This is a genomic window from Methanobacterium congolense (genome assembly GCF_900095295.1).
GTDB classification, from domain to species: Archaea; Methanobacteriota; Methanobacteria; order Methanobacteriales; family Methanobacteriaceae; genus Methanobacterium_C; species Methanobacterium_C congolense.
In genome coordinates, this window is the sequence record NZ_LT607756.1 from 2370033 (window position 1) to 2389781 (window position 19749).

Annotated in this window: 16 protein-coding genes; 8 read left to right on the plus strand and 8 right to left on the minus strand. The window is 38.1% G+C overall.

Annotation, left to right across the window (positions count from 1 at the left end; genetic code table 11):
• Positions 1 to 84: 84 nt before the first annotated feature.
• Positions 85 to 1059, plus strand: a complete 975-nt coding sequence (locus tag MCBB_RS11360; protein WP_071907867.1) for a DNA glycosylase — start codon at positions 85 to 87, stop codon at positions 1057 to 1059.
• A gap of 32 nt (positions 1060 to 1091) precedes the next feature.
• Here the strand turns inward: MCBB_RS11360 and MCBB_RS11365 are convergent, their stop codons facing one another.
• A complete protein-coding gene (locus MCBB_RS11365) occupies positions 1092 to 1364 on the minus strand; it encodes a hypothetical protein (protein ID WP_071907868.1) in 273 nt (90 codons plus the stop codon).
• A 258-nt stretch (positions 1365 to 1622) separates the two neighbouring features.
• On the opposite strand from MCBB_RS11365, the gene MCBB_RS11370 reads away from it, so the two are divergent.
• On the plus strand, positions 1623 to 2270 hold the full coding sequence (locus MCBB_RS11370) for a hypothetical protein (RefSeq protein WP_071907869.1): 648 nt from the start codon (positions 1623 to 1625) through the stop codon (positions 2268 to 2270).
• Between the two features lie 2 nt (positions 2271 to 2272).
• On the opposite strand, the gene MCBB_RS11375 is transcribed toward MCBB_RS11370, so the two are convergent.
• Entirely contained in the window at positions 2273 to 2563 is a 291-nt protein-coding gene (locus tag MCBB_RS11375) for a hypothetical protein (RefSeq protein WP_071907870.1), read from the minus strand.
• 122 nt (positions 2564 to 2685) lie between these two features.
• On the opposite strand from MCBB_RS11375, the gene MCBB_RS11380 reads away from it, so the two are divergent.
• Positions 2686 to 3249 (plus strand): GAF domain-containing protein, encoded by a 564-nt coding sequence (locus MCBB_RS11380; RefSeq protein WP_084789969.1) that lies wholly within the window; start codon positions 2686 to 2688, stop codon positions 3247 to 3249.
• 110 nt (positions 3250 to 3359) lie between these two features.
• On the opposite strand, the gene MCBB_RS11385 is transcribed toward MCBB_RS11380, so the two are convergent.
• Entirely contained in the window at positions 3360 to 3785 is a 426-nt protein-coding gene (locus MCBB_RS11385; protein WP_071907871.1) for a peptidylprolyl isomerase, read from the minus strand.
• A 277-nt stretch (positions 3786 to 4062) separates the two neighbouring features.
• Between MCBB_RS11385 and MCBB_RS11390 the strand changes: the two genes are divergently transcribed.
• Positions 4063 to 5235: an acetylornithine transaminase gene (locus MCBB_RS11390; protein WP_071907872.1), complete on the plus strand. Its 1173-nt coding sequence runs from the start codon at positions 4063 to 4065 to the stop codon at positions 5233 to 5235.
• A gap of 192 nt (positions 5236 to 5427) precedes the next feature.
• Here MCBB_RS11390 and MCBB_RS11395 read toward each other — a convergent pair whose 3' ends face one another.
• Together MCBB_RS11395 and MCBB_RS11400 are read right to left on the minus strand one after the other, a co-directional pair.
• Positions 5428 to 6921 (minus strand): MFS transporter, encoded by a 1494-nt coding sequence (locus MCBB_RS11395; protein ID WP_231916368.1) that lies wholly within the window; start codon positions 6919 to 6921, stop codon positions 5428 to 5430.
• Between the two features lie 346 nt (positions 6922 to 7267).
• Positions 7268 to 8785: an MFS transporter gene (locus tag MCBB_RS11400; RefSeq protein ID WP_071907873.1), complete on the minus strand. Its 1518-nt coding sequence runs from the start codon at positions 8783 to 8785 to the stop codon at positions 7268 to 7270.
• A 419-nt stretch (positions 8786 to 9204) separates the two neighbouring features.
• Between MCBB_RS11400 and MCBB_RS11405 the strand changes: the two genes are divergently transcribed.
• Positions 9205 to 10917, plus strand: a complete 1713-nt coding sequence (locus MCBB_RS11405; RefSeq protein ID WP_071907874.1) for a sensor histidine kinase — start codon at positions 9205 to 9207, stop codon at positions 10915 to 10917.
• A 561-nt stretch (positions 10918 to 11478) separates the two neighbouring features.
• On the opposite strand, the gene MCBB_RS11415 is transcribed toward MCBB_RS11405, so the two are convergent.
• The 3 genes from MCBB_RS11415 to MCBB_RS12195 form a co-directional block, all read right to left on the minus strand.
• Positions 11479 to 12237 carry a DUF3792 family protein gene (locus MCBB_RS11415; RefSeq protein ID WP_071907876.1) on the minus strand — a complete coding sequence of 253 codons (759 nt, stop codon included), beginning with the start codon at positions 12235 to 12237 and terminating at the stop codon, positions 11479 to 11481.
• Positions 12238 to 12593: 356 nt separating this feature from the next.
• Positions 12594 to 12947, minus strand: a complete 354-nt coding sequence (locus MCBB_RS11420) for an LPXTG cell wall anchor domain-containing protein (protein WP_071907877.1) — start codon at positions 12945 to 12947, stop codon at positions 12594 to 12596.
• 440 nt (positions 12948 to 13387) lie between these two features.
• The gene (locus MCBB_RS12195) at positions 13388 to 14134 is read right to left on the minus strand and encodes a DUF5518 domain-containing protein (protein ID WP_071907878.1); all 747 of its coding nucleotides are present in this window, start codon (positions 14132 to 14134) and stop codon (positions 13388 to 13390) included.
• Positions 14135 to 14603: 469 nt separating this feature from the next.
• Here MCBB_RS12195 and lysA point away from each other — a divergent pair, with 469 nt between their 5' ends.
• From lysA to MCBB_RS11440, 3 genes are all read left to right on the plus strand, one after another.
• On the plus strand, positions 14604 to 15890 hold the full coding sequence (gene lysA / locus MCBB_RS11430; protein WP_071907879.1) for a diaminopimelate decarboxylase: 1287 nt from the start codon (positions 14604 to 14606) through the stop codon (positions 15888 to 15890).
• Positions 15887 to 16804, plus strand: a complete 918-nt coding sequence (gene dapF, locus MCBB_RS11435; protein ID WP_231916369.1) for a diaminopimelate epimerase — start codon at positions 15887 to 15889, stop codon at positions 16802 to 16804. The genes lysA and dapF overlap by 4 nt, the downstream gene beginning before the upstream one ends.
• Positions 16805 to 17250: 446 nt before the next feature.
• Positions 17251 to 19674: a DEAD/DEAH box helicase gene (locus MCBB_RS11440; protein WP_071907880.1), complete on the plus strand. Its 2424-nt coding sequence runs from the start codon at positions 17251 to 17253 to the stop codon at positions 19672 to 19674.
• Positions 19675 to 19749 lie beyond the last annotated feature (75 nt).

Below are 19749 nucleotides of genomic sequence, written 5' to 3' on the forward strand. Positions count from 1 at the left end.
TTTAAATTCGTAGTAATGCCAGTTGATCATCACAAGCATTATATGAAATTCGCACGAAACTCATGAAAAACCAGGTGCAGAACTATGATCCAGAAAATCCTTAAAATTCAACCTAATGGCCCTTTCAACCTGAAAATGACTATTCAAAGTGGTCAAACCTCCCAACCTGCATGGAAATTTAGAAATGGTGAGTTTCAGGAGCTTTTGATGATCCATGGCGAACCCTGTTTCATTGGTATACACCAGGAGCCAGGTGACTTAGATGGACCTCTCACCATCCGTGTAGAATCAAAGAATGAGATAAAAGATGATGAGATCAGGTTGAAGGTGTCTGAAATATTTGACCTCAAAGATGATTTAATGGAGGTTTACAACTTCCTTGAATCTAAGTCGGAACTCCAGCCCACCATAGAATTCTGCAGAGGATTAAGACTTTTCAAGGCTCAAGACCCATTTGAATGCATCATATCCTCAATATGCTCAGCAAATAACTCCATAAAAAGGTGGAACAAATCCATAAGGCAGATAAAGGAGAAATGGGGTGAGGAATTCATGTCTTCTGAGGGAGTGTTCCACAGTTTTCCCTCACCAGAAATTCTTATGCAAGTACCTGAACATGACATGGAGGAAATGGAACTCTGCGGAGGTGCAGGTGAGGCTTCGAACTACACTTCAAATCTTAAAAGCTGCGGTGTGGGTTACCGGTGCAGTTACATGAAGGAAACTGCCAGGATGGCCCACGAAGAAGTAGATATCCTGAAACTTGGGGATATGGACTACGAAGATGCCTTCAAGGAGGTATCTAAGTTCCCAGGTGTTGGTCCCAAGGTTGCGGACTGCATACTCCTCTACGGTTACGGTATGGGCCAAGCCTTTCCAGTGGATGTCTGGATTGGAAGAATAATTTCAGCCCTTTACTTCCAGGGAGAGGAGATTAAACCTCCAAAAGCAAGAATATTTGGAATGAAAGAGTTTGAAGAATACGCAGGTTACGTTCAACTCTACCTCTTCCACTACGCACGCAAATCAGGCCTTATGGAATCCCTGAGAAAAAAATAGTTTGATCTGTGGAATTAGAAAGGAGAATAGGCCTATTTGGGCATGTAAACCATGTAACTGATAACCCACATCGCTGAGAAAAACATCAGAAGAAGTCCATAAAGCTTTGTCTGCCTTTCATTCCTCGTAAGGAGGTACACTCCACAGATTGGAGATGGAATGCATCCCAGCGCGCCAACAAGGTATCCCTTGGAAAAAAAGTACAGTCCTAGGAAGTAAGCTCCAAAACTAATAACGTAAGATGCATTTATCTCCTTTGTGTGTTGCCTCTCCTCTATCTTTGATTCCAGTTCTTCACTGTCCATTTTTTACCCCCTGATGAAACCCACTATTATATTCAACCCACATTAAATATTCAAGAATCTATTTTCTATTTTTAAAATATTTTCTGCTTTTAAAATCTTAAAGGACCATATCATGTATAAATTTTTTTATTTTAAGTTTTAAAAAGTCCAAAAGGAACATCAGAATCGAAAAATCAGGGAATAATGCTTAAAATAGGCTCTGAAATCCATTGACAAAATGGGAAGTCTGAATAATCACCTTGGACAAAAGTATGAAACATGACCTTCAGGGGTGGAATCTCAAAAAATTTGGAAGAATTCCGTGCATTAACAGGGAAGCACTACGGGGATCTCGTTGATGCACTTGAGGACAATTACTGCTGGAAGTGTCCAATGCGCAGCACCAGCTCTGAAACCTTTTGTAGGGAAGCAGAAATCTGGATCAGGCTTTCAAATGCATTTGAACAGGGTATACAAGAGGAACTCCTTTATCGAAACGTTCCATTAGGATGTTTAGAACTGATAACCACCAAAGTGCTTCAGAAGAAGATGAAAAATGAACATAAATCCCCTAAATTCCATAAACTGAGTTTTTTAGAGGCAGATGAAGATCTGTCAACCTACGTGAAGAAAGGGAGCTTCATGATGGTTGATGAGGATACAAAATCCGTTAAAAAAGGAGATTTGGTACTGATGCCACGTTCATGTCCATTATCGTCGTTCTGGTTTTTGAAAATGAGCCAACTTGATAAAATGCCCTTGAAGCTTTTCAAAGTTATGGCAGTATCCCATGAAAAGGGTTTGAAGTGTATTAAAACAGAGGAAGGATTTAAGGTGCCTCTTGAATACTTCTATGGAGTTGTCGTGAAAGTTGTAAGGGAGGAAGATCCCCTTTACACTGAACTTGGACTCAAGAGCAATTTCTAATCTTACAGCACCTTGATGATTAACAGGTAGCGTCCAACAGCCACCACGGCCCACAGAACTGCAAGTCCAAGGAGCAAATATCCCCATTTCCCATCTTCATCCATTCTTTTGTAGTTGTAAGCCCCAATAACTGCTGCAAGCACAGAAACTATCAGTGTTATGGACCGCATTCCAGGATCCAAAATGTAACCTCCTAAAAGGATTCCAAGGAACATTATAACAGCGTTCAAGGATTTATAAGAATTTTTAAGATTTTCATATTCTACTTCTCTTGTTTTATCGTTTTCATCCATTTTTATCACTTAAAAACAAATTTTCAGCAGGATTTATCTCTAAAAACTTCCCTATAAATCTTATGAATTTATAAAATAATTAATAATAAAAGAAACAAATTAATTAATAGAAGGTGAAGGTCATGGGAGATAGACGTACATCAGAATATGGAATGGGCACCGGAGAGAAGGTAAAATCTGCTGAAATTGAATCACTTGAAAAAAGGATTGAAACCATGCTTTCAGATTCATCCCTCAAGGAAATTTCTGACGTGGTTATGGAAGCTGTAAAAAGCCTTACATCCAGTGAAAACTGTTACATCGCCTATTTAGACCCTGAAAATAGGGACAGTGTTGGAATTTCATTCTCCCACATGACTGGAGAGTGTAGTATGTACGCTGAAATGGGTGAGGCACGTTTCAAGGTTAGAAAGGATGGGAGCTACGGTGGGCTTCTCGGTTACTCCCTTGACACTGGTGAATCATTCTACGTCCGTGATCCTGCGTTACATCCTGCAGCCCACGGTATGCCTGAGGGTCACGTTCCTGTGTCTCAATTTCTATCCGTACCTGTCACGTACCAAGGTAGAATAGTTGGTCAAATCGTTCTCGGCAACCCCTCTAAGGATTACACCTCCTATGAGGTTGATATTACAGACACTGTGGCTGATATTTACGCGGAGGCCCTTGTAAAATTAATTTACTGATTAAAAACTACTTATTTTTAGATAAAATTTTTAAATAAAATTAAAAAGATGATAAAAAAATAATTTAAAAAGAAGCTGATGAGCTCCTTGAAGATGATGAGCTTCTTAACTTACTCATCGGTCACTGTGACCTTGTTCATTACGTCGCCGGCTTTTATCTTGTTGACAACGTCCATTCCCTTGATGACCTTACCGAAGACTGTGTGAACACCGTCGAGATGTGGCTGTGGACTGTGGGTTATGAAGAACTGGCTTCCACCTGTGTCCTTACCTGCATGGGCCATGGAAAGGGCTCCTGTTCCATGTTTGTGGGGGTTTATTTCACATTTTATTGTGTAACCTGGTCCACCTGTTCCGTCTCCCTTTGGGCATCCTCCCTGTATCACGAAATTTGGTATGACCCTGTGGAAGGTTAGGCCGTTGTAGAAACCTGAGTTTGCAAGTTTTTCAAAGTTTGCAACGGTGTTTGGTGCCTCTTTGTCGAAGAGGGTGAGTTCTATGTTTCCCTTATCTGTTTCAATTACTGCTTTTTTCATATCTATCACCTTAAATGATTTTCCAACTTGAGACTAATACTTTGTTCTTCTTCTTAAATACACTATTCTACACTACTTCTGCCATATAAAAACCTTTAATATAAGATGAAATTCAAATAGAATAAGTGGATTCAGTTCTGCAGAACACAATGAAACTGAACTTTTTTGCATGAAAACTGTTAACCAAGCTTCAAAACCTTATATGAGGTTATTGAAGTTCATTAAATAATTTGTTTAGATGATTTTAATTGATTTAACGCTTAAAGGGTGAATTTACATGAATACAAAGGAAATTATGGATTTGGATAAAAAATACGTTATGCAGACCTACGGCCGCCAGCCATTGGCCCTTGAAAAGGGAAGTGGGGCTGTTGTCTGGGATGTTGAGGGTAAATCTTACATAGACTGTGTTGCAGGCATAGCTGTGAACAACGTGGGGCATGCACACCCAAAGGTTGTAGAAGCCATCTGCAAACAGGCTAAAAATCTTATACATACATCCAACATTTACTACACAGAGGAACAGGTGACCCTGGCAGAGCTTCTGGCAGAGGTTTCACCCCACGACAAGGCCTTCTTCTGCAACAGTGGCGCAGAGGCCAATGAGGGCGCTATAAAGCTTGCACGTAAGCACACAGGAAAGGGTGAAATAATAACCATGAAAAACTCATTCCACGGTCGTACAATCACAACCATCACTGCAACGGGTCAGACCAAGTACCAGAAGAACTTCGGACCATTGACACCAGGTTTCAGCTACGTTGATTACTGTGATGTTGAGGCTGCAGCCGATGCAATAACAGATAACACAGCAGCAGTACTTGTGGAACCTGTGCAGGGTGAAGGTGGAGTAATAGTACCTCCTAAGGATTATCTCAAGGAACTCAAGGCTGTTTGTCATGAAAATGATGTCCTGATCATATTCGATGAGGTTCAGACTGGTTTTGGACGAACAGGTTCCATGTTCGCATCCCAGACCTTTGATGTGACCCCAGATATCACGAGCCTGGCCAAAGCCATTGCAGGAGGATTCCCAATGGGTGCGGTTCTTGCAAGCGGTGAGGTTGGTGAAACCTTTGAACCAGGAGACCATGCAGCGACCTTCGGTGGCAGTCCTCTGGCATGTGCAGCTGCAAAGGCCTCAATAAACGTGACACTTGAGGAGAACCTCCTTGAAAAGTCCCGTGAAAACGGAGCCTACTTCAAGGCCAAACTCGAGGCCATAAAGGACAAAAATGATGTTGTCGTGGATGTGCGCGGCATCGGACTCATGCTGGGAATGGAACTCAACTTCCAGTGCGGTGAACTGGTTGATAAAATGCGTGAAAATGGCATAATCGTTAACTGCACTGCAGGAAACGTTTTACGGTTCGTTCCACCGTTACTCATAAGTCGTGAACAGATCGACACAGTTACATCTGTTCTTGAGGAAGTTCTGCAGGATTATTAGATTTACCTCATAATAATACCTCATTACTTCATTTTTTTAATTGTGAATTTTTATTAAAGGGCATCATTTTATTGAATTATCCATTAAATCTTATTTTAAAAATTTATTTTAAATATTTTTAAAAATGATTAAGTCTTATTTTAATTTTTAAAAAGAATTTTAAGGTTAATGATGATTTTATATGTAGATGTGTTATTTATGAAGCACAACAGATACGTTGTGAATCTTTTCTACAAATCCCCTCTCAATCATTCTCCTCTGCTTTTTAATAAGTTTTTCTGTGGTCTCGGCAAAATTACTTCTCCTGAAAAGTCCTATGAATGCCAGTACAGCCATCAATACACTTAAAACTGCTCCAAAAAGAACCACCCTGTGCATTCCTGTGGTCATGGCATGGGCAGCAGAACTGAAAAGCTGTGCCTGCTGGAGGGCATCGGGTGATATGGCAGTGTTAAGGATCAGCCCTCCAAAACAGACTGCAAAAACCATTCCAAGGTTTCTTGTTGTGACTATTATACCTGATGTGGCCCCGCTTTCCTTGGGGGGTGAGGATGCCATGAGGGCCCTGTTGGTTGGCGCCTGGAAAAGGGCCGTTCCAACTCCAAGTAGGGCCAATCTCCAGAAAACGTCCACTGCCGTTGATGTGGTCTGGAGTCCTGTCATTGACAGAAGTGCGAATGTAGAAATTATTGAACCTAGGAGTGCTGGACGTCTTGAACCAAACCTGTCTGACAGGGCACCGCTTACAGGTGCCAGGAACATCATGATAAGGGGAGAAGCTGTTAAAACTAACCCTGTAACGTTTGCACTTAAATGAAGCACTTTTTGAAGGTAAAATGGCATCACAAAGAGCATCATGTAGGTGCAGATGTAGTTGAAGTGGAGACTCACGTCAAAGGCTGAAAAAGTTCTGTTTTTAAAGATGTTCAGGTTCAGCATTGGGTTTTTAGCTTTCAGTTCGTTCCATATGAAGAGTGCCAGGGTTGTGAAGCTGAACACTCCAATCAGGAGTGCTGTTGTATCGAAACCTTTCTCTACGTAATTTAAAAAATAAACAAGTGAAAACAGTCCTGAAAACTGCAGTAACGTTCCTGGAATGTCCCATTTAACTGCACGGCGTGCTCCCCTAACGAGAACCTTGTAACAGATGGTGAAACTCAGGATGCCTAATGGAACGTTCACAAGGAATATGAACCTCCATCCGAGGGCATCACCCACTATTCCACCGATTGCCGGCCCCAACGCCAACCCTACCGCTACAGCCACTGAGTACATTCCCATTGCCTTTCCAAGCTGATGTTTTGGGAATGCCCTCTTCACTATTCCCATGGAAACTGATAGCATCATGGCTGCTGAAAATCCCTGCACAGCCCTGAATATTTCTAGATACAGTATTGAAGGGGATAGGCTGCAGAGAATTGAAGAAATTATGAAACCAGCCAGTCCTGCAAGGTAAAGTCGCTCGTGACCCACGAAGTCACCAAGTCTACCAAAGAACAGCACCATTCCAAGTAATGTAATGAGATATGCTGTTAAAACCCATTCTGCTGTTGTTATACTCGCATTGAAAAAATTTGCAATTGTTGGGAGTGAAACATTAATTATACTTGCGTTCATTGGCACCATTACAGCGCCTATAGATATTGCCATTAAGATCTTCCATTTATGACCATGGGGATCTTCCAAATTTACACCTCGAATTAGAAACAACGAGTAATTCAACAGGAAATAACTCAAAAAAGAGTTTTAAATCCAATTAATCTGTTATTTATTAAATCTACACTAAAATTAATATTAATGCCCAATAGCAGATTTAATATTAATATATTATAATATAACTTCAAAAAAACAAACTAAAAATTATGAAGCAGATTCAATTCAATTTCAAATTGTCTAAAAAGTATTCACATCATCTGAAAAAAAAACAAATTAACATTACCGTCATCGTGTTTTTAACACTACAATGTCTGTGGGCAGTGCATATATAGTTTTCTAACGATAAGGCAAACCTTTTTTAAAGGAGTGATTTTATTCAAATCCCCATATTCTGCAGTATAACCTGTACGTTGTGGATTTGATGTTTTGTTTTCTCTTCAAAAAGTCTTTTGTTATGTTTAACAGCGTATTCATATTTTTTTATGAGTTTTTTCTTGTTTTTAATACCTGCAAAGGACAGGAGGGCCATCAAACCACTTAAAATTGCACCAAAGAGGAACACCCTGTGAACACCCGTTGTCAGATCAAGTGCTGCGCCTGCAAATAACTGGTTTTGCAGCATAAGCTGTGGTGATATGGCCGAATGTATCAGAAGCCCTGCGTAACATACTGCAAAGACCATTCCCATATCCCTTACCGTTGCAATAATTCCAGAGGCCATTCCCACGTTTTCATGGGGTAAAGACGACATGAGGGTTTTATTTGCTGGGGACTGGAAAAGGGCTGTTCCAAGGCCCAGAAGTGCAAGGCGCCAGAAAACATCGAATATGGTTGAAGTAGTTGTGATCTGGGTCAGTGAAAGGAGTGCAAGCATGCATATGATGGATCCAATGAAAACAGGACGTCTTGAACCAAACCTATCTGACATGGCACCACTTACAGGGGCCATGAGCATCATAACTATGGGAGATGCTGTTAAAACCATACCTGCCGTGCTTGAACCAAGATGAAGAACTTTCTGCAGGTAAAAGGGCATTGCAAACAGCATCATGTACATACAGATGTAGTTCAAGTGTAAACTCATGTTGAAGGCTGAAAAAACCTTGTTTTTGAGTAATTTGAGTTCTATCATAGGACTTTCAGTGTGAAGTTCCATGTAAACGAATATGGCAAAGGCTAAAACTGCAAGAACTCCTGTGATAACTGCAGTTATGTACTCAGACCTTTCAACAAGGTTGAGGGAGTATATGATCAGGAAAAGGTATGTGAACTGGAGTAGGGTTCCAGGTAAGTCCCATTTAACTTCTTGAGGTTCTCCACGTTTGAGTGTGAAGTAGCAGATTCCGAATGCAACGACTCCAATGGGAATGTTCACCAGGAATATGGATCTCCATCCAAATAAGCTGGTCATAACTCCACCTATTGCAGGGCCCAGTGCCAATCCTGCTGCAATAGCCACGGAGTATATTCCAAGGGCTTTCCCAAGGTAACGTATTGGGAATGATTTTTCTATTATGACCATTGAAACAGACATGACCATAGCTGCCGTAACCCCCTGTACTCCCCTGAATATGATCAAAGCTGTAACACAAGGGGATAAACTGCAAAGAATCGATGCTACTATGAAACCAACGAGTCCTCCCAGGAAGAGACGTTCATGACCGTAGAAATCACCAAATCTAGCAAAGAACAGCACCAGACCTATAAACATGATGAGGTATGAAGTTAAAACCCACTCCGCTGTGGCCACGTTAACAGAGAAGAATCCTGCTATGGTTGGAAGTGAAACATTGGTTATACTGGCATTTATTGGGACCATCAAAGCTCCTATTGAAACTGCCAGAAGGATCCTCCATTTTTTGCTGTACTCATCCGTGGTACCAGGACCTTCCAGTTGATGAGCTTAAAAAACAATGCATTGAATCCATATAATTGTGTGATGGAAGATTATGATAAGATGGAAGAGGATACTGTGAATATGAATCCTGTTTCTTTCCATTAAAATTTGGATTAAAAAAGCTTTTAAAAATTTTTAACGTATTTTGTGCTTTGGGGATTTTATAAAGGAAATTTCCATTTAAAATCAATTTTTACGACACCTTCTAACTTCAAACTATTATATGTCCATTTATATACATTTTAATCTGATTGGTCCATCCAGATTAAATAGATCTGTTCCTATCCTTTCCATAGCATATAAAGCTTTCTAGCCGGGGCATGATCAAGGCCAAAGGATAAATTTCCATAAATATTTTTATGGTGAAACATCCAACCTTAACATATACACATTGATTATGGAGAAACACTGAAAATATGTATCCCAACATTTTATCCCTGATTTCTTTCCTTGTATTTGCTATTTATCTTTTTATAGGAGTTTACATACTAAAACTCAGTCCTAAATCCAAATTAAACATCTCAGTCATGATTCTATCAGTTATGTTCGCTATCTGGTCATTCGCGTGCACTTTTTACTATTCTGCACCGGACCAAGCATCTGCATGGTTCTGGTACAAGGTTTCGGCATTTGGAAGGTGCGCATACCCTGTAGGATTACTCCAAATAGCATTGATACTCACCAGAAATGACAAAGTATTCAAAAAATGGTACCACTACCTCATTCTTTACGTACCAGCACTATTCTTCATCTACGAGACAGTTTCAGGTTCATTCACAGGCCCTGGACTTGTATGGATAAATTCCATGTGGATAGACATTGCAACAAGCTGGTGGTACAGTTCATACACTGTTTACTTCACCGCCCTGCCTGTGTTATCTTACCTGCTCATATTAAGATGGGGGAGAAGATCTGAAAGTCCCAGAGAAAAAAAACAGGCGAATATAATTGTTTTAACTGCAATAGTAGCATTCGTTCCAGGCTACATCGTGAACGCTGTTCTACCCTTCATAAATATTTTTATCCTTCCTTCAATTGGTCAGATTCTTGCTTTAATAGCATTTTTAGGAATCGGATACGCTATCTCCAGGTACAAATTCCTGAGAATGACCCCCGATGTGGCTGTGGATGAAATAATTTCCAGAACAACTGATATGATCATCTTCCTCAACAAGAGGGGAGAGATAGTGAATATAAATGAACCGGCTGAAAGGATTCTTGAATATGATAAAAAAGAGATTATAGGAACGAAATGGACCATTTTACTTCCAAAGGAATGCATAAAACCTGTTGAAAGGAAGATAGTTGATATGATAAATGAAAATGCTCCAGAAAAACAGTACATTGAGATGGATTTAAATTATTTAACCCAACAGAAGGATCAGGTTCCAGTTAAAATGTATTTTTCAGTTATAAGGGATGAATATGAAATTAGAGGCAGGTTGATCGTGGCCCAAGATATGAGGCAGACAGAAAAACTTGAAAGGGAAATAAATGCCAAGGAAAAAGCCCTGAAAGAGAAGGAAATGCTCATGAAAGAGATACATCACCGAGTCAAAAATAATTTAACGGTTATATCCAGCCTCCTCAGCCTGCAGTCCCGTTACATCCAGGATGACAAGACAAGGAGCATGTTCCAGGAAAGTCAGAGTAGAGCCCGGTCCATGGCCATGATACATGAAAGGCTTTACAAATCAGATAACCTGAAAAGTATCGACTTTGGGGATTACATAGGGAATCTTGCAGAGGAACTACTGGAAACATACTCGTTGAACAATGAAGCTGTGAAATTAAATGTGGATGTGGACAATGAATTCCTGGACGTGGATGTGGCAGTTCCTTTGGGGATCATAGTCAACGAAATAATATCAAACTCACTTAAATATGCTTTTAACGAGGATAAAAAGGGATACATAACTATCCAATTCCATAGGAAAGATGATGAATTCGTTCTGGTTGTTGAAGACAATGGTAGTGGGATGCCAGAGAATTTCAACTATGAAGATTCGGATAGCCTTGGAATGAGACTTATAAACAGCCTCGTAGAACAGATCGAAGGGGAAATGGAAGTCAGGAGTGATGCCAATGGAACATGCTTCAAAATCATTTTTAAAGAGACAATTTACTGATATTGAGGATGGAAAGGAGTCTTAATGTACCTTTTTACCACATTTTAAATGAAAAATTAGATTTGTTTTTGTTAAAGTAAGGACTTATTAAATTAAAAATTATCTTATTTTCAAAAAAAATTCTAAAAAAGAAAAGTAAAATTCAAAGCTTTGAATGGTTCTAAATCAATATACACTCATCGAAGCAGCTCTTAAAAAGATTAAAAAGATTACCATTGCAACCGTGACCCCGCTCATTAGATATATCCCATTTTTAGTCATGATATCCACAGGAGATATCCAATTAATCACATCCGGGGAAAGTACTAAGGTCTGGAATAACAATCCTATGAAAATCAGGGAAATTCAACATGGAAAAACCCCAAATAGTGGATACACCACCAATTAAAAGGGAAAATAGCCAGTAATAAACAGGATTATAACCCGGGCCCTCAATAACCACATCAGAACCAACATAAACCGGAGTCTCCTCCGAAAGGATATAAATAAAGGTCATATTGACAATGTTACATGTGTTTGGAGACTATTTTAAGCGATCTTTCTTAGACGGATTTTAAGAGATTATTTCTCTTTTTTGATTTTTGGCTGTTTTATTCCCAAATAAGCTCCTATAACTGCAGATATAACATATCCGACAAATGTAACCATATGAATGTAAACAGGCCAATGACCTGTCAACATTTGTATTAGGCCAACTCCTATTATAATTGCCAATATAGTTAATCCTGCATAAATTCCATTTTGTATCTTTTTTTCTTTAGCCAAAAATACGGATAAAAAACCTCCAATTACAAAAGAAATCACTCCCACTGCAATATTAACTAGATCCAACGAGTAAGAATCTGGAGCCTGGCCTGTAAGCAAACTTAATAAAACAAGACAGGAATATCCTGCGATTGATCCAGCAATAATAGCTAGTATAGGACTAAACCCCTTAAATTTTTCATCAACCATTTGACCAAACATACCGCCCATTACAGCAAGTAAAAGAAGCAGTGTACCATAACTAAACAATAATAATAGGGATGTAATTACATCTAAAGATGAATTAGGTACTGTCAATATACCAAATATAAGTAAAATAAATATTCCATCATATAATGCATATTGTATTTTCTTTTCTTTAGTGAAATAAGTAGCTATAAAACCTCCAAGTGTATATGAAATAATTAATAAAAATGTCCCAAACCATGAAGCTCCTTGAATAGCTTGAAATGCACCAACCCATCCAATTACTCCAAAAACAGAAATTGAAATTAAATACAATATGAGTGAAATAATAACTCCTAAAGTTATAGATATGGCCGGATGAAACCTCATAAAAACCATTCCTTCAATTTCAAATATGTAAATATCATTTTTAGATCTCCTTTTATTTAAACAAGAATATCCCAGTATTCATTTCATCATAAGGTCCCCAATTTGGACGATAATTAAGATCATCTAAGTGATCAACGTAGTGGATGTCTTTAAAGAAGTTATTAATGTTATTTATATCTATTGGAATCTCTGATGGCCATTTAGAGAATGGATTATTGTGTGCATTCCCGGGTAATGAGGATTAATAGTGTGGGAGTTGGAAACAATGAGGCTCAGCACTGATCGTCTAAACTATCCACAATGAACTGCAACCTATATCTCCCGCATTGACATTTAAATATCGCTGAATTCCATATTTATAAATCAAGCTTTTTACGTCTACGAATATAAGCTCCACCAAAACTAATCATGAGCAATATAAAAAGTCCAACTAGAATATAAAAAAAATCCGTATCTCCTAAATATTCATTGGTTCTAAATAAGAAAATATAAAGTAACGTTAATCCCCACAGCGCAATTACACTAAAAATAGCCATATAATAATTTTTATTAAAATAACCCTTGTTCCTAAATACTCCAATTATAATCAAGAGTATCCCTCCTAATATAAGAAATATGTCAGGTGACAATTCACCATATAATAAAAATGAGGGTAATCCCATAACTATTGAAATACAACCAATTATAATCATCATTGAACCTGTTTTCATTTAACTACCCCTTATGAACAATGTTTTAATTGTATTAATAAATTTGCCCACATTATAGAATATTTTTAAATAGAAAGGTTTATGAGGCTCCTCCTATTCCTATTACACTACCTAAAATAAATCCTATAATTACTATAATAGTAACCCCTACTACCACACCTTTTTTAACAGTTTCAACTGTTTCTGGAGATAGTGGACTACCATTACCTACACCAAAATGTTCTTTAAAGAAGTTATTAATGTTATTTATATCTATTGGAATCTCTGACAGCCATTTAGAGAATGAATTATATGGATTATTGTGTGCATTCCATGGTAATGAGGATTAATAGTGTGGGAGTTGGAAACAATGAGGCTCAGCACTGATCGTCTAAACTATCCACAATGAACTGCAACCTATATCTCCCGCATTGACATTTAAATATCGCTGAATTCCATATTTATAAATCAAGCTCTTTACGTCTATGAACATCTCTACGTCTACGAATATAACCATTAGTAAACATGATCATGAAAACTACTAAAATGCCAGTTTGAATATAAAACATGTTCCTATCCATTAAATATTCACTAGTTTTAAATAAGAAAATATAAAGTAATATTAATCCCCATAGTGCAATTACACTAAAATTAGCCATATAATAATTTTTATTAAAATAACCCTTGTTATTATATACTCCCATTAGAATCAAGATTATCCCTCCTAATATAAGAAATATGTCAGGTGACAATTCACCATATAATAAAAATGAGGGTAATCCCATAACTATCCCAATACAACCAAATATAATTATGATTTTTGAAATTATGATTTTTGAATTTTCTTTTGGGGATATTGTTCCTCTGATAAAGACTCCTATGATACCACCAATTGCCCCAAAAATACTATTTACCATTGTCTCAATTAATATAAGTAATCCCATTGAGAGATATATTGAAAATTTAAGTTCTAATTTAAGGGCTCCACTAAGAATTACGATTATTACCCCAACGATTATTCCTGCAAGAAAAGTTACAATCGCACCGTGGATAGCACCATTTCTGTAATTTTCACCAACTGTAGAACCTACATATATTGCTGCTAGAATAAATCCAATTAAACCACCTAATGATCCAGCAATCATTGATAAGATAATAGTAAGTACCACTGCTATAATTACACCAATTACTACACTTCTCCAATTCATCTTTTTTCTCCTTTAAAATAATTTGATATTTTGAATTTTATTTTTAATTCATCTGGAAAGGTTTTTAGATAGTAATTTTCATTACAACTGACCGTTCGTGATACATTTAGATTTCTGGTGAATTATGTTAGCCCATAGAAGTTTGGAATTATTTTATCTTTGATTATTTTATGTAATACATTTAAAATATGACTAAATTTATCAAGTATTAAAGGTAGATTCAAAATTTCAAATAGTTTTATTATAAATCGTTTATTCCAATTGATATCCAAAAAGCTAATTTTTTTTAATAGAATAATATAAAATGAAGTTTATTTTCCAATTATTAACCTCAACATAAAAAATTTTTATAGAAGGAACAGAATAAATTTAATGTTTACTTCTTTTTTGGGATTCCAAAATCGAAGTTTAGATTAAAAAATATTAGGTTTTGGAAGCCAAAAAATTTTCAATTTTTTGGAGGATTATGATGCAATTTGATCTTAAAACTAATGAAAAAGGAAATCTGAGTATTGGCGGGGAGGATGCATTGGAACTTGCTCAGAGATATAAAACTCCCCTTTACGTCATAGACGAAAATAAAATACGTGAAAACTACAGAAGGCTTTACAAAGCTTTTTCGCAGTACTATAAAGATTTTAAGATGTTCTACGCATGCAAGGCCAACACCAACCTTGCGGTTATGAGGATACTTGAGGAAGAGGGAAGTGGAATAGATGCTGTGTCCCCTGGTGAGATATACACATCACTCCTTGCAGGATTCGACCCTTCAAGAATTCTTTACACTGGAAATAACGTTACAGATGAAGAACTTGAATTTGCACTATCATCTGGAGTGAGGTTGAACGTAGACTCCATTTCACAGCTGAAACGCCTTTCAAAAATTCCAGGTTCTGAGGGACTTGAAATATCCTTCAGGGTGAACCCAATGGTGGGTGCAGGGCACCACGACCACTGTATAACTGGTGGTCCTCTGAGTAAATTTGGAATAATGGAAGAGGAAGCTGTTGATGTCTACAAAATGGCTCAAGACATGGGTTTCAAACCAGTTGGTATACACAGCCACATAGGCTCAGGAATACTCGACCCGGAACCGTTCATGCTGGCAGTTAGAACACTTATGGACATTGCTGGAAGGGTTCACGAGGGTGCAGGTGTTGAATTTGATTTTATAGACTTTGGAGGAGGTATAGGAATACCATACACTCCAGAGGAGAGTAAGTTAGACATAAACGTCTTTGCAAAGAAAATAACAGACCTGTTCAAGGACAAATTGAATGAGTACAGCCTTGGAAAACCAACTATGTGCATAGAACCTGGTCGTTACATAGTTGGAGATGCATCAGTGCTCTTAACACAGGTTAACAGTATAAAACAGAGTTACAGAAAATTTGCAGGTGTTGATGCTGGATTCAACACACTCCTCAGGCCCACCATGTACGACTCCTACCACCACATCGTTGTTGCAGACAAACCCTATGCAGAGACAACCCAGAAAATAGATATTGCAGGGGATGTCTGTGAATCAGGCGATTTGTTTGCACGGGACAGGCCAATGCCAGAAATTGAAGAAGGAGACGTACTTGCAATCTTAAACGCTGGTGCCTACTCATTCTCAATGTCATCACAGTACAACAGCAGACCAAGACCTGCAGAGGTGCTTGTCAAGGATGGAGAATCTGAGGTTGTCAGGGAAAGAGAAACCTTCGCAGACTTATTCAACAAACAAAACGTTCCTGTGAGGCTTCTTAAATGATAGAAGATATAAAGATTGATGATAACATGGAAAACGATAAACTGATAATATTTTCAAAGATGCACGGACTTGGAAACGACTACGTTGTAGTGGACGAGTCAAAAGAGGAAATAATTCCAGAGTACAAGAAACCTGTATTCGTTGAAGAGGTTTGCAGGCGAGGATTTTCAGTTGGAGCAGACGGCGTCATATTCGTTGCCCCTGCAACCGTTGAAGAGGCAGACATACGCTTCAGAATATTCAACGCTGATGGAAGCGAAGCTGAAATGTGTGGAAATGGAATAAGGTGCTTCGTGAAATTCGTCTACGAAAACAGCATCGTGACAGAGGAGACCATGATGGTTGAAACCCTGGGAGGTCTTAAAGAGGTTGATTTAAACGTCAGAAACTGCCAGGTTGTATCTTCAACCGTTGATATGGGATTTGCAACCTTCAACACAGATGAAATACCAATGAAACCTAATATAAGTGAAACAGGTGAATTTTTAGAAGAGGAGCTCAACGTTGCTGGGGAGAAGATGAAGATGAGTGCTGTGAGTGTTGGAAACCCGCATGCAGTCATATTCACCGAGGATGTTGAAGCAGTGGACCTTGACTTCGTAGGTCCAATAATTGAAAATCATGATGCATTTCCACAGCGAACCAACGTTCACTTCGTTAAAATATTGAACAGAAACGAGATAGAGATGTTAACCTGGGAGAGAGGTGCTGGATTCACCTTCGCATGTGGTACAGGTGCAACATCATGTGCACTCGTTGGTTACAAACTCGGAAAGCTTGATGAAGAGGTTCTGGTCCATCTTCCAGGTGGAGACCTTTTAATACTCGTCCAGGAAGTGGATGGAAAATTAAAGGCTTTCATGGAAGGAGAAGCCAAGCTCGTGTTCGATGGAGTCATGGACTTCGAGTTTTAAGAGATTCAATGTGTTCAGGGAATCTTGAAAAGGAATGATAAAAAAAGTATTAGAAAAATTTTTTTTTCATATCCCTTTTCTTCCACCTCTGGATTTTATTTAAAAGTGAATTTTAATTTTATTTAAAATATATTTGAATTAAAATGTATTTGAATGATTTATTTTAAAATTGTTTTAAATCCTATTTTAAGAATTTATAAGGTTTAAATTTATTTAAATTTCTATTTTTAAAATTTTTTTTAAATTTAAAAAAAGATAATGGTTAATTCTTTATTTTAACTTTATTTTAGGGATTAATTCATATTTTTAAATGTATTCAATCATTGAAGAAATTGATAAAAAAAATCGGTTTTTGAAGGGGTTTTAAAAATCTTCCAGGTCCTTTGAATTTATTCTAACATGTTGAACAGCATTTTTTATATGCTCCCATTGAGATATAAAATTCCATGGAAAGATGGATCCAGCACTCTTTGATAAAGCCTGATAAAATTGAGGCAAGGTTGTATCAGCAGGTTCTGGCTGCAGGCGTGCTTAAAAAGGGAAACACAATGATCGTGGCCCCAACAGCCCTCGGTAAAACTGTTATTGCTGCACTGGTTGCTGCAGAAAGGCTTAAAAAGTTTCCAGAGTCCAAGGTTCTGGTACTGGCACCTTCAAAGCCCCTGGTTATACAGCACGAGGAGAGCTTCAATGAATTTCTGAAGGTAACTTCGGCATCTTTAACAGGAGCTGTGAATCCAAAAGAAAGGATTAAACGTTGGAATGAGTCTCAGATAGTATGTGCAACTCCCCAGACAGTTGAATCAGATGTTATATCTGGAAGGTACTCTCTGAAGAACGTTTCACTCCTTGTTTTTGATGAATGTCATCGTGGTGTTGGTTCCTACTCGTACGTTTACCTGGCTGATAAGTATGCTAAAGAGGGTGAGAACAAGCTCACCCTGGGACTTACAGCATCTCCAGGATGGAACGATGAAAAGATAAAAGAAGTATGTGAAAATCTGTTCATAAAGGATGTTGTGATTAAAACTGAGGAAGATACTGATGTGGAACCCTACTTCAACCCTGTGGAGGTTAAATGGATCAAGGTGGATCTGAAACCAGAGCTGAAGGAGATCAAATCCCACATGGAGAACGCTCTGAAGGCTCGTTTGAAAACCCTCAAACGAATGGGAATAATCAGGTCAATATCAAACGTCAGTAAAAGGGATGTTCTTATAGCCCAGGGAAAGGCGCAGAGAAGAATAGGAAACAGTGTTAAACCTCCTAAAAAATGTTTCCTTGCAGTTTCTCTTTTAACAGCAGTTATAAACATATTACATTCCATTGAACTCCTAGAAACCCAGAGCGTTAGCACACTGCACAGCTACTTCAGGCGTTTCAAGAAGAAGAAAACCAAGGCAGCAAAGAGCCTGATGAACGATCCTGAATTTTACACTGCAATGGAACTCACGGAAAAAGCATTTCAAGAAGATATAGAACATCCTAAGCTTGAAAAACTCATCAAAATACTTGAAAAAGAGCTTAAAAATTCTGATTCAAAGGTCATTGTGTTCAGTCAGTTCAGGGACACTGTGAACAACATCTACGACAAATGCCTTGAAAAGAATATAAATGCCGTTAAATTCTTTGGACAGGCATCACGAGACAGTGAAAAGGGTTTGACCCAGAAGAAACAGAAGGAAATAATAAAGGATTTCAGACGGGGCGTCTACGATGTTCTTATATCCACCAGCGTTGCTGAGGAGGGTATAGACATTCCCTCCGTTGATCTGGTTGTGCTCTACGAGCCTGTTCCATCTGAGATAAGGATGATACAGCGCCGTGGAAGAACAGGTAGAAAGAACAAAGGAAAGATGATCATCTTAATAACCAAGGGGACAAGGGATGAATCTTACTACTGGTCCAGCATCAACAAGGAGAAGAAGATGAAAAAGCAGCTCTCAACGAGTTACAGAAATGAGGATATCTCCTTCAAGGATATGAAGGACAACTTCGTTGGGGTTTTTAAAGAATCATCAGGCGATTCTGAAGCTGATAATAATTCAAAGACTGAAGTGAAGGATGAGAATAATCTGAATTCAATTCAGAAGGAAAATGATTCTGGTATAGTTGCTTCAGAACTTGGTTCAAAGGATGATGTTTTCAAACCAGTTATATATGCAGATTCTAGAGAAGGTAATTCCTCTGTTTTAAGGGAACTTGATAAATTGGATGTTGAAATAAAGGTTAAAGGACTTGCAGTTGCTGATTATCAGGTCAGTGATGATGTTGCAATTGAAAGAAAAACTGTTAAAGATTTCATAAGTTCCATAATGGATAAAAGACTCCATAAACAGGCAAAGGAGTTGGTTGAAAACTTCAAAAAACCTGTGATGATCATTGAGGGTGACAACATTTACTCAGGATTCGTGCATCCGAATGCTGTTAGAGGTGCCCTTGCATCCATAGCAGTGGACTTTAGAATTCCAATCTTACCAACACGTTCTGAGGCAGACACTGCTGCAATGATAACAAGAATTGCATTGAGGGAACAGGGCCAGGAAAGAAAGGCCGTGCAGATAAGAACTGAAAAGAAACCTGTGACAACGTGGGAGCAGCAGCTTTATATAGTTGAATCCCTGCCTAATATAGGCCCTGTAACTGCGAGAAAACTTCTTGAAGAATTTAAAACCGTTAAAAATATCGTAAACGCAGATGAAGAGGAACTCAAAAAAGTGGAGGGTATTGGAAATAAAATAGCTAAGGATATAGTTTCAGTGGTTGGTTCAGGTTTTAAAACGATTAATGGAAAAAAGGTTTACCTTAAGGATCAAAGTCAGATCAGTGCGGGAAAAGAAGATTGGAACAGAGATATGCTGTTAAACTAAAGTTTGATTAATAAGATTATAAGTTAATAAGAGTATAAGAAATGGAATAGAAGTAAATTGAATCAATGGTTCTCA

Bases quoted from the DNA above. Each gene is read 5' to 3' on its own strand.
- MCBB_RS11360 (WP_071907867.1), top strand. From the start codon at position 85: ATGATCCAGAAAATCCTTAAAATTCAACCTAATGGCCCTTTCAACCTG.
- MCBB_RS11365 (WP_071907868.1), bottom strand. From the start codon at position 1,364: ATGGACAGTGAAGAACTGGAATCAAAGATAGAGGAGAGGCAACACACA.
- MCBB_RS11370 (WP_071907869.1), top strand. From the start codon at position 1,623: ATGACCTTCAGGGGTGGAATCTCAAAAAATTTGGAAGAATTCCGTGCA.
- MCBB_RS11375 (WP_071907870.1), bottom strand. From the start codon at position 2,563: ATGGATGAAAACGATAAAACAAGAGAAGTAGAATATGAAAATCTTAAA.
- MCBB_RS11380 (WP_084789969.1), top strand. From the start codon at position 2,686: ATGGGAGATAGACGTACATCAGAATATGGAATGGGCACCGGAGAGAAG.
- MCBB_RS11385 (WP_071907871.1), bottom strand. From the start codon at position 3,785: ATGAAAAAAGCAGTAATTGAAACAGATAAGGGAAACATAGAACTCACC.
- MCBB_RS11390 (WP_071907872.1), top strand. From the start codon at position 4,063: ATGAATACAAAGGAAATTATGGATTTGGATAAAAAATACGTTATGCAG.
- MCBB_RS11405 (WP_071907874.1), top strand. From the start codon at position 9,205: ATGTATCCCAACATTTTATCCCTGATTTCTTTCCTTGTATTTGCTATT.
- MCBB_RS11415 (WP_071907876.1), bottom strand. From the start codon at position 12,237: ATGAGGTTTCATCCGGCCATATCTATAACTTTAGGAGTTATTATTTCA.
- MCBB_RS11420 (WP_071907877.1), bottom strand. From the start codon at position 12,947: ATGAAAACAGGTTCAATGATGATTATAATTGGTTGTATTTCAATAGTT.
- MCBB_RS12195 (WP_071907878.1), bottom strand. From the start codon at position 14,134: ATGAATTGGAGAAGTGTAGTAATTGGTGTAATTATAGCAGTGGTACTT.
- lysA (WP_071907879.1), top strand. From the start codon at position 14,604: ATGCAATTTGATCTTAAAACTAATGAAAAAGGAAATCTGAGTATTGGC.
- dapF (WP_231916369.1), top strand. From the start codon at position 15,887: ATGATAGAAGATATAAAGATTGATGATAACATGGAAAACGATAAACTG.
- MCBB_RS11440 (WP_071907880.1), top strand. From the start codon at position 17,251: ATGGAAAGATGGATCCAGCACTCTTTGATAAAGCCTGATAAAATTGAG.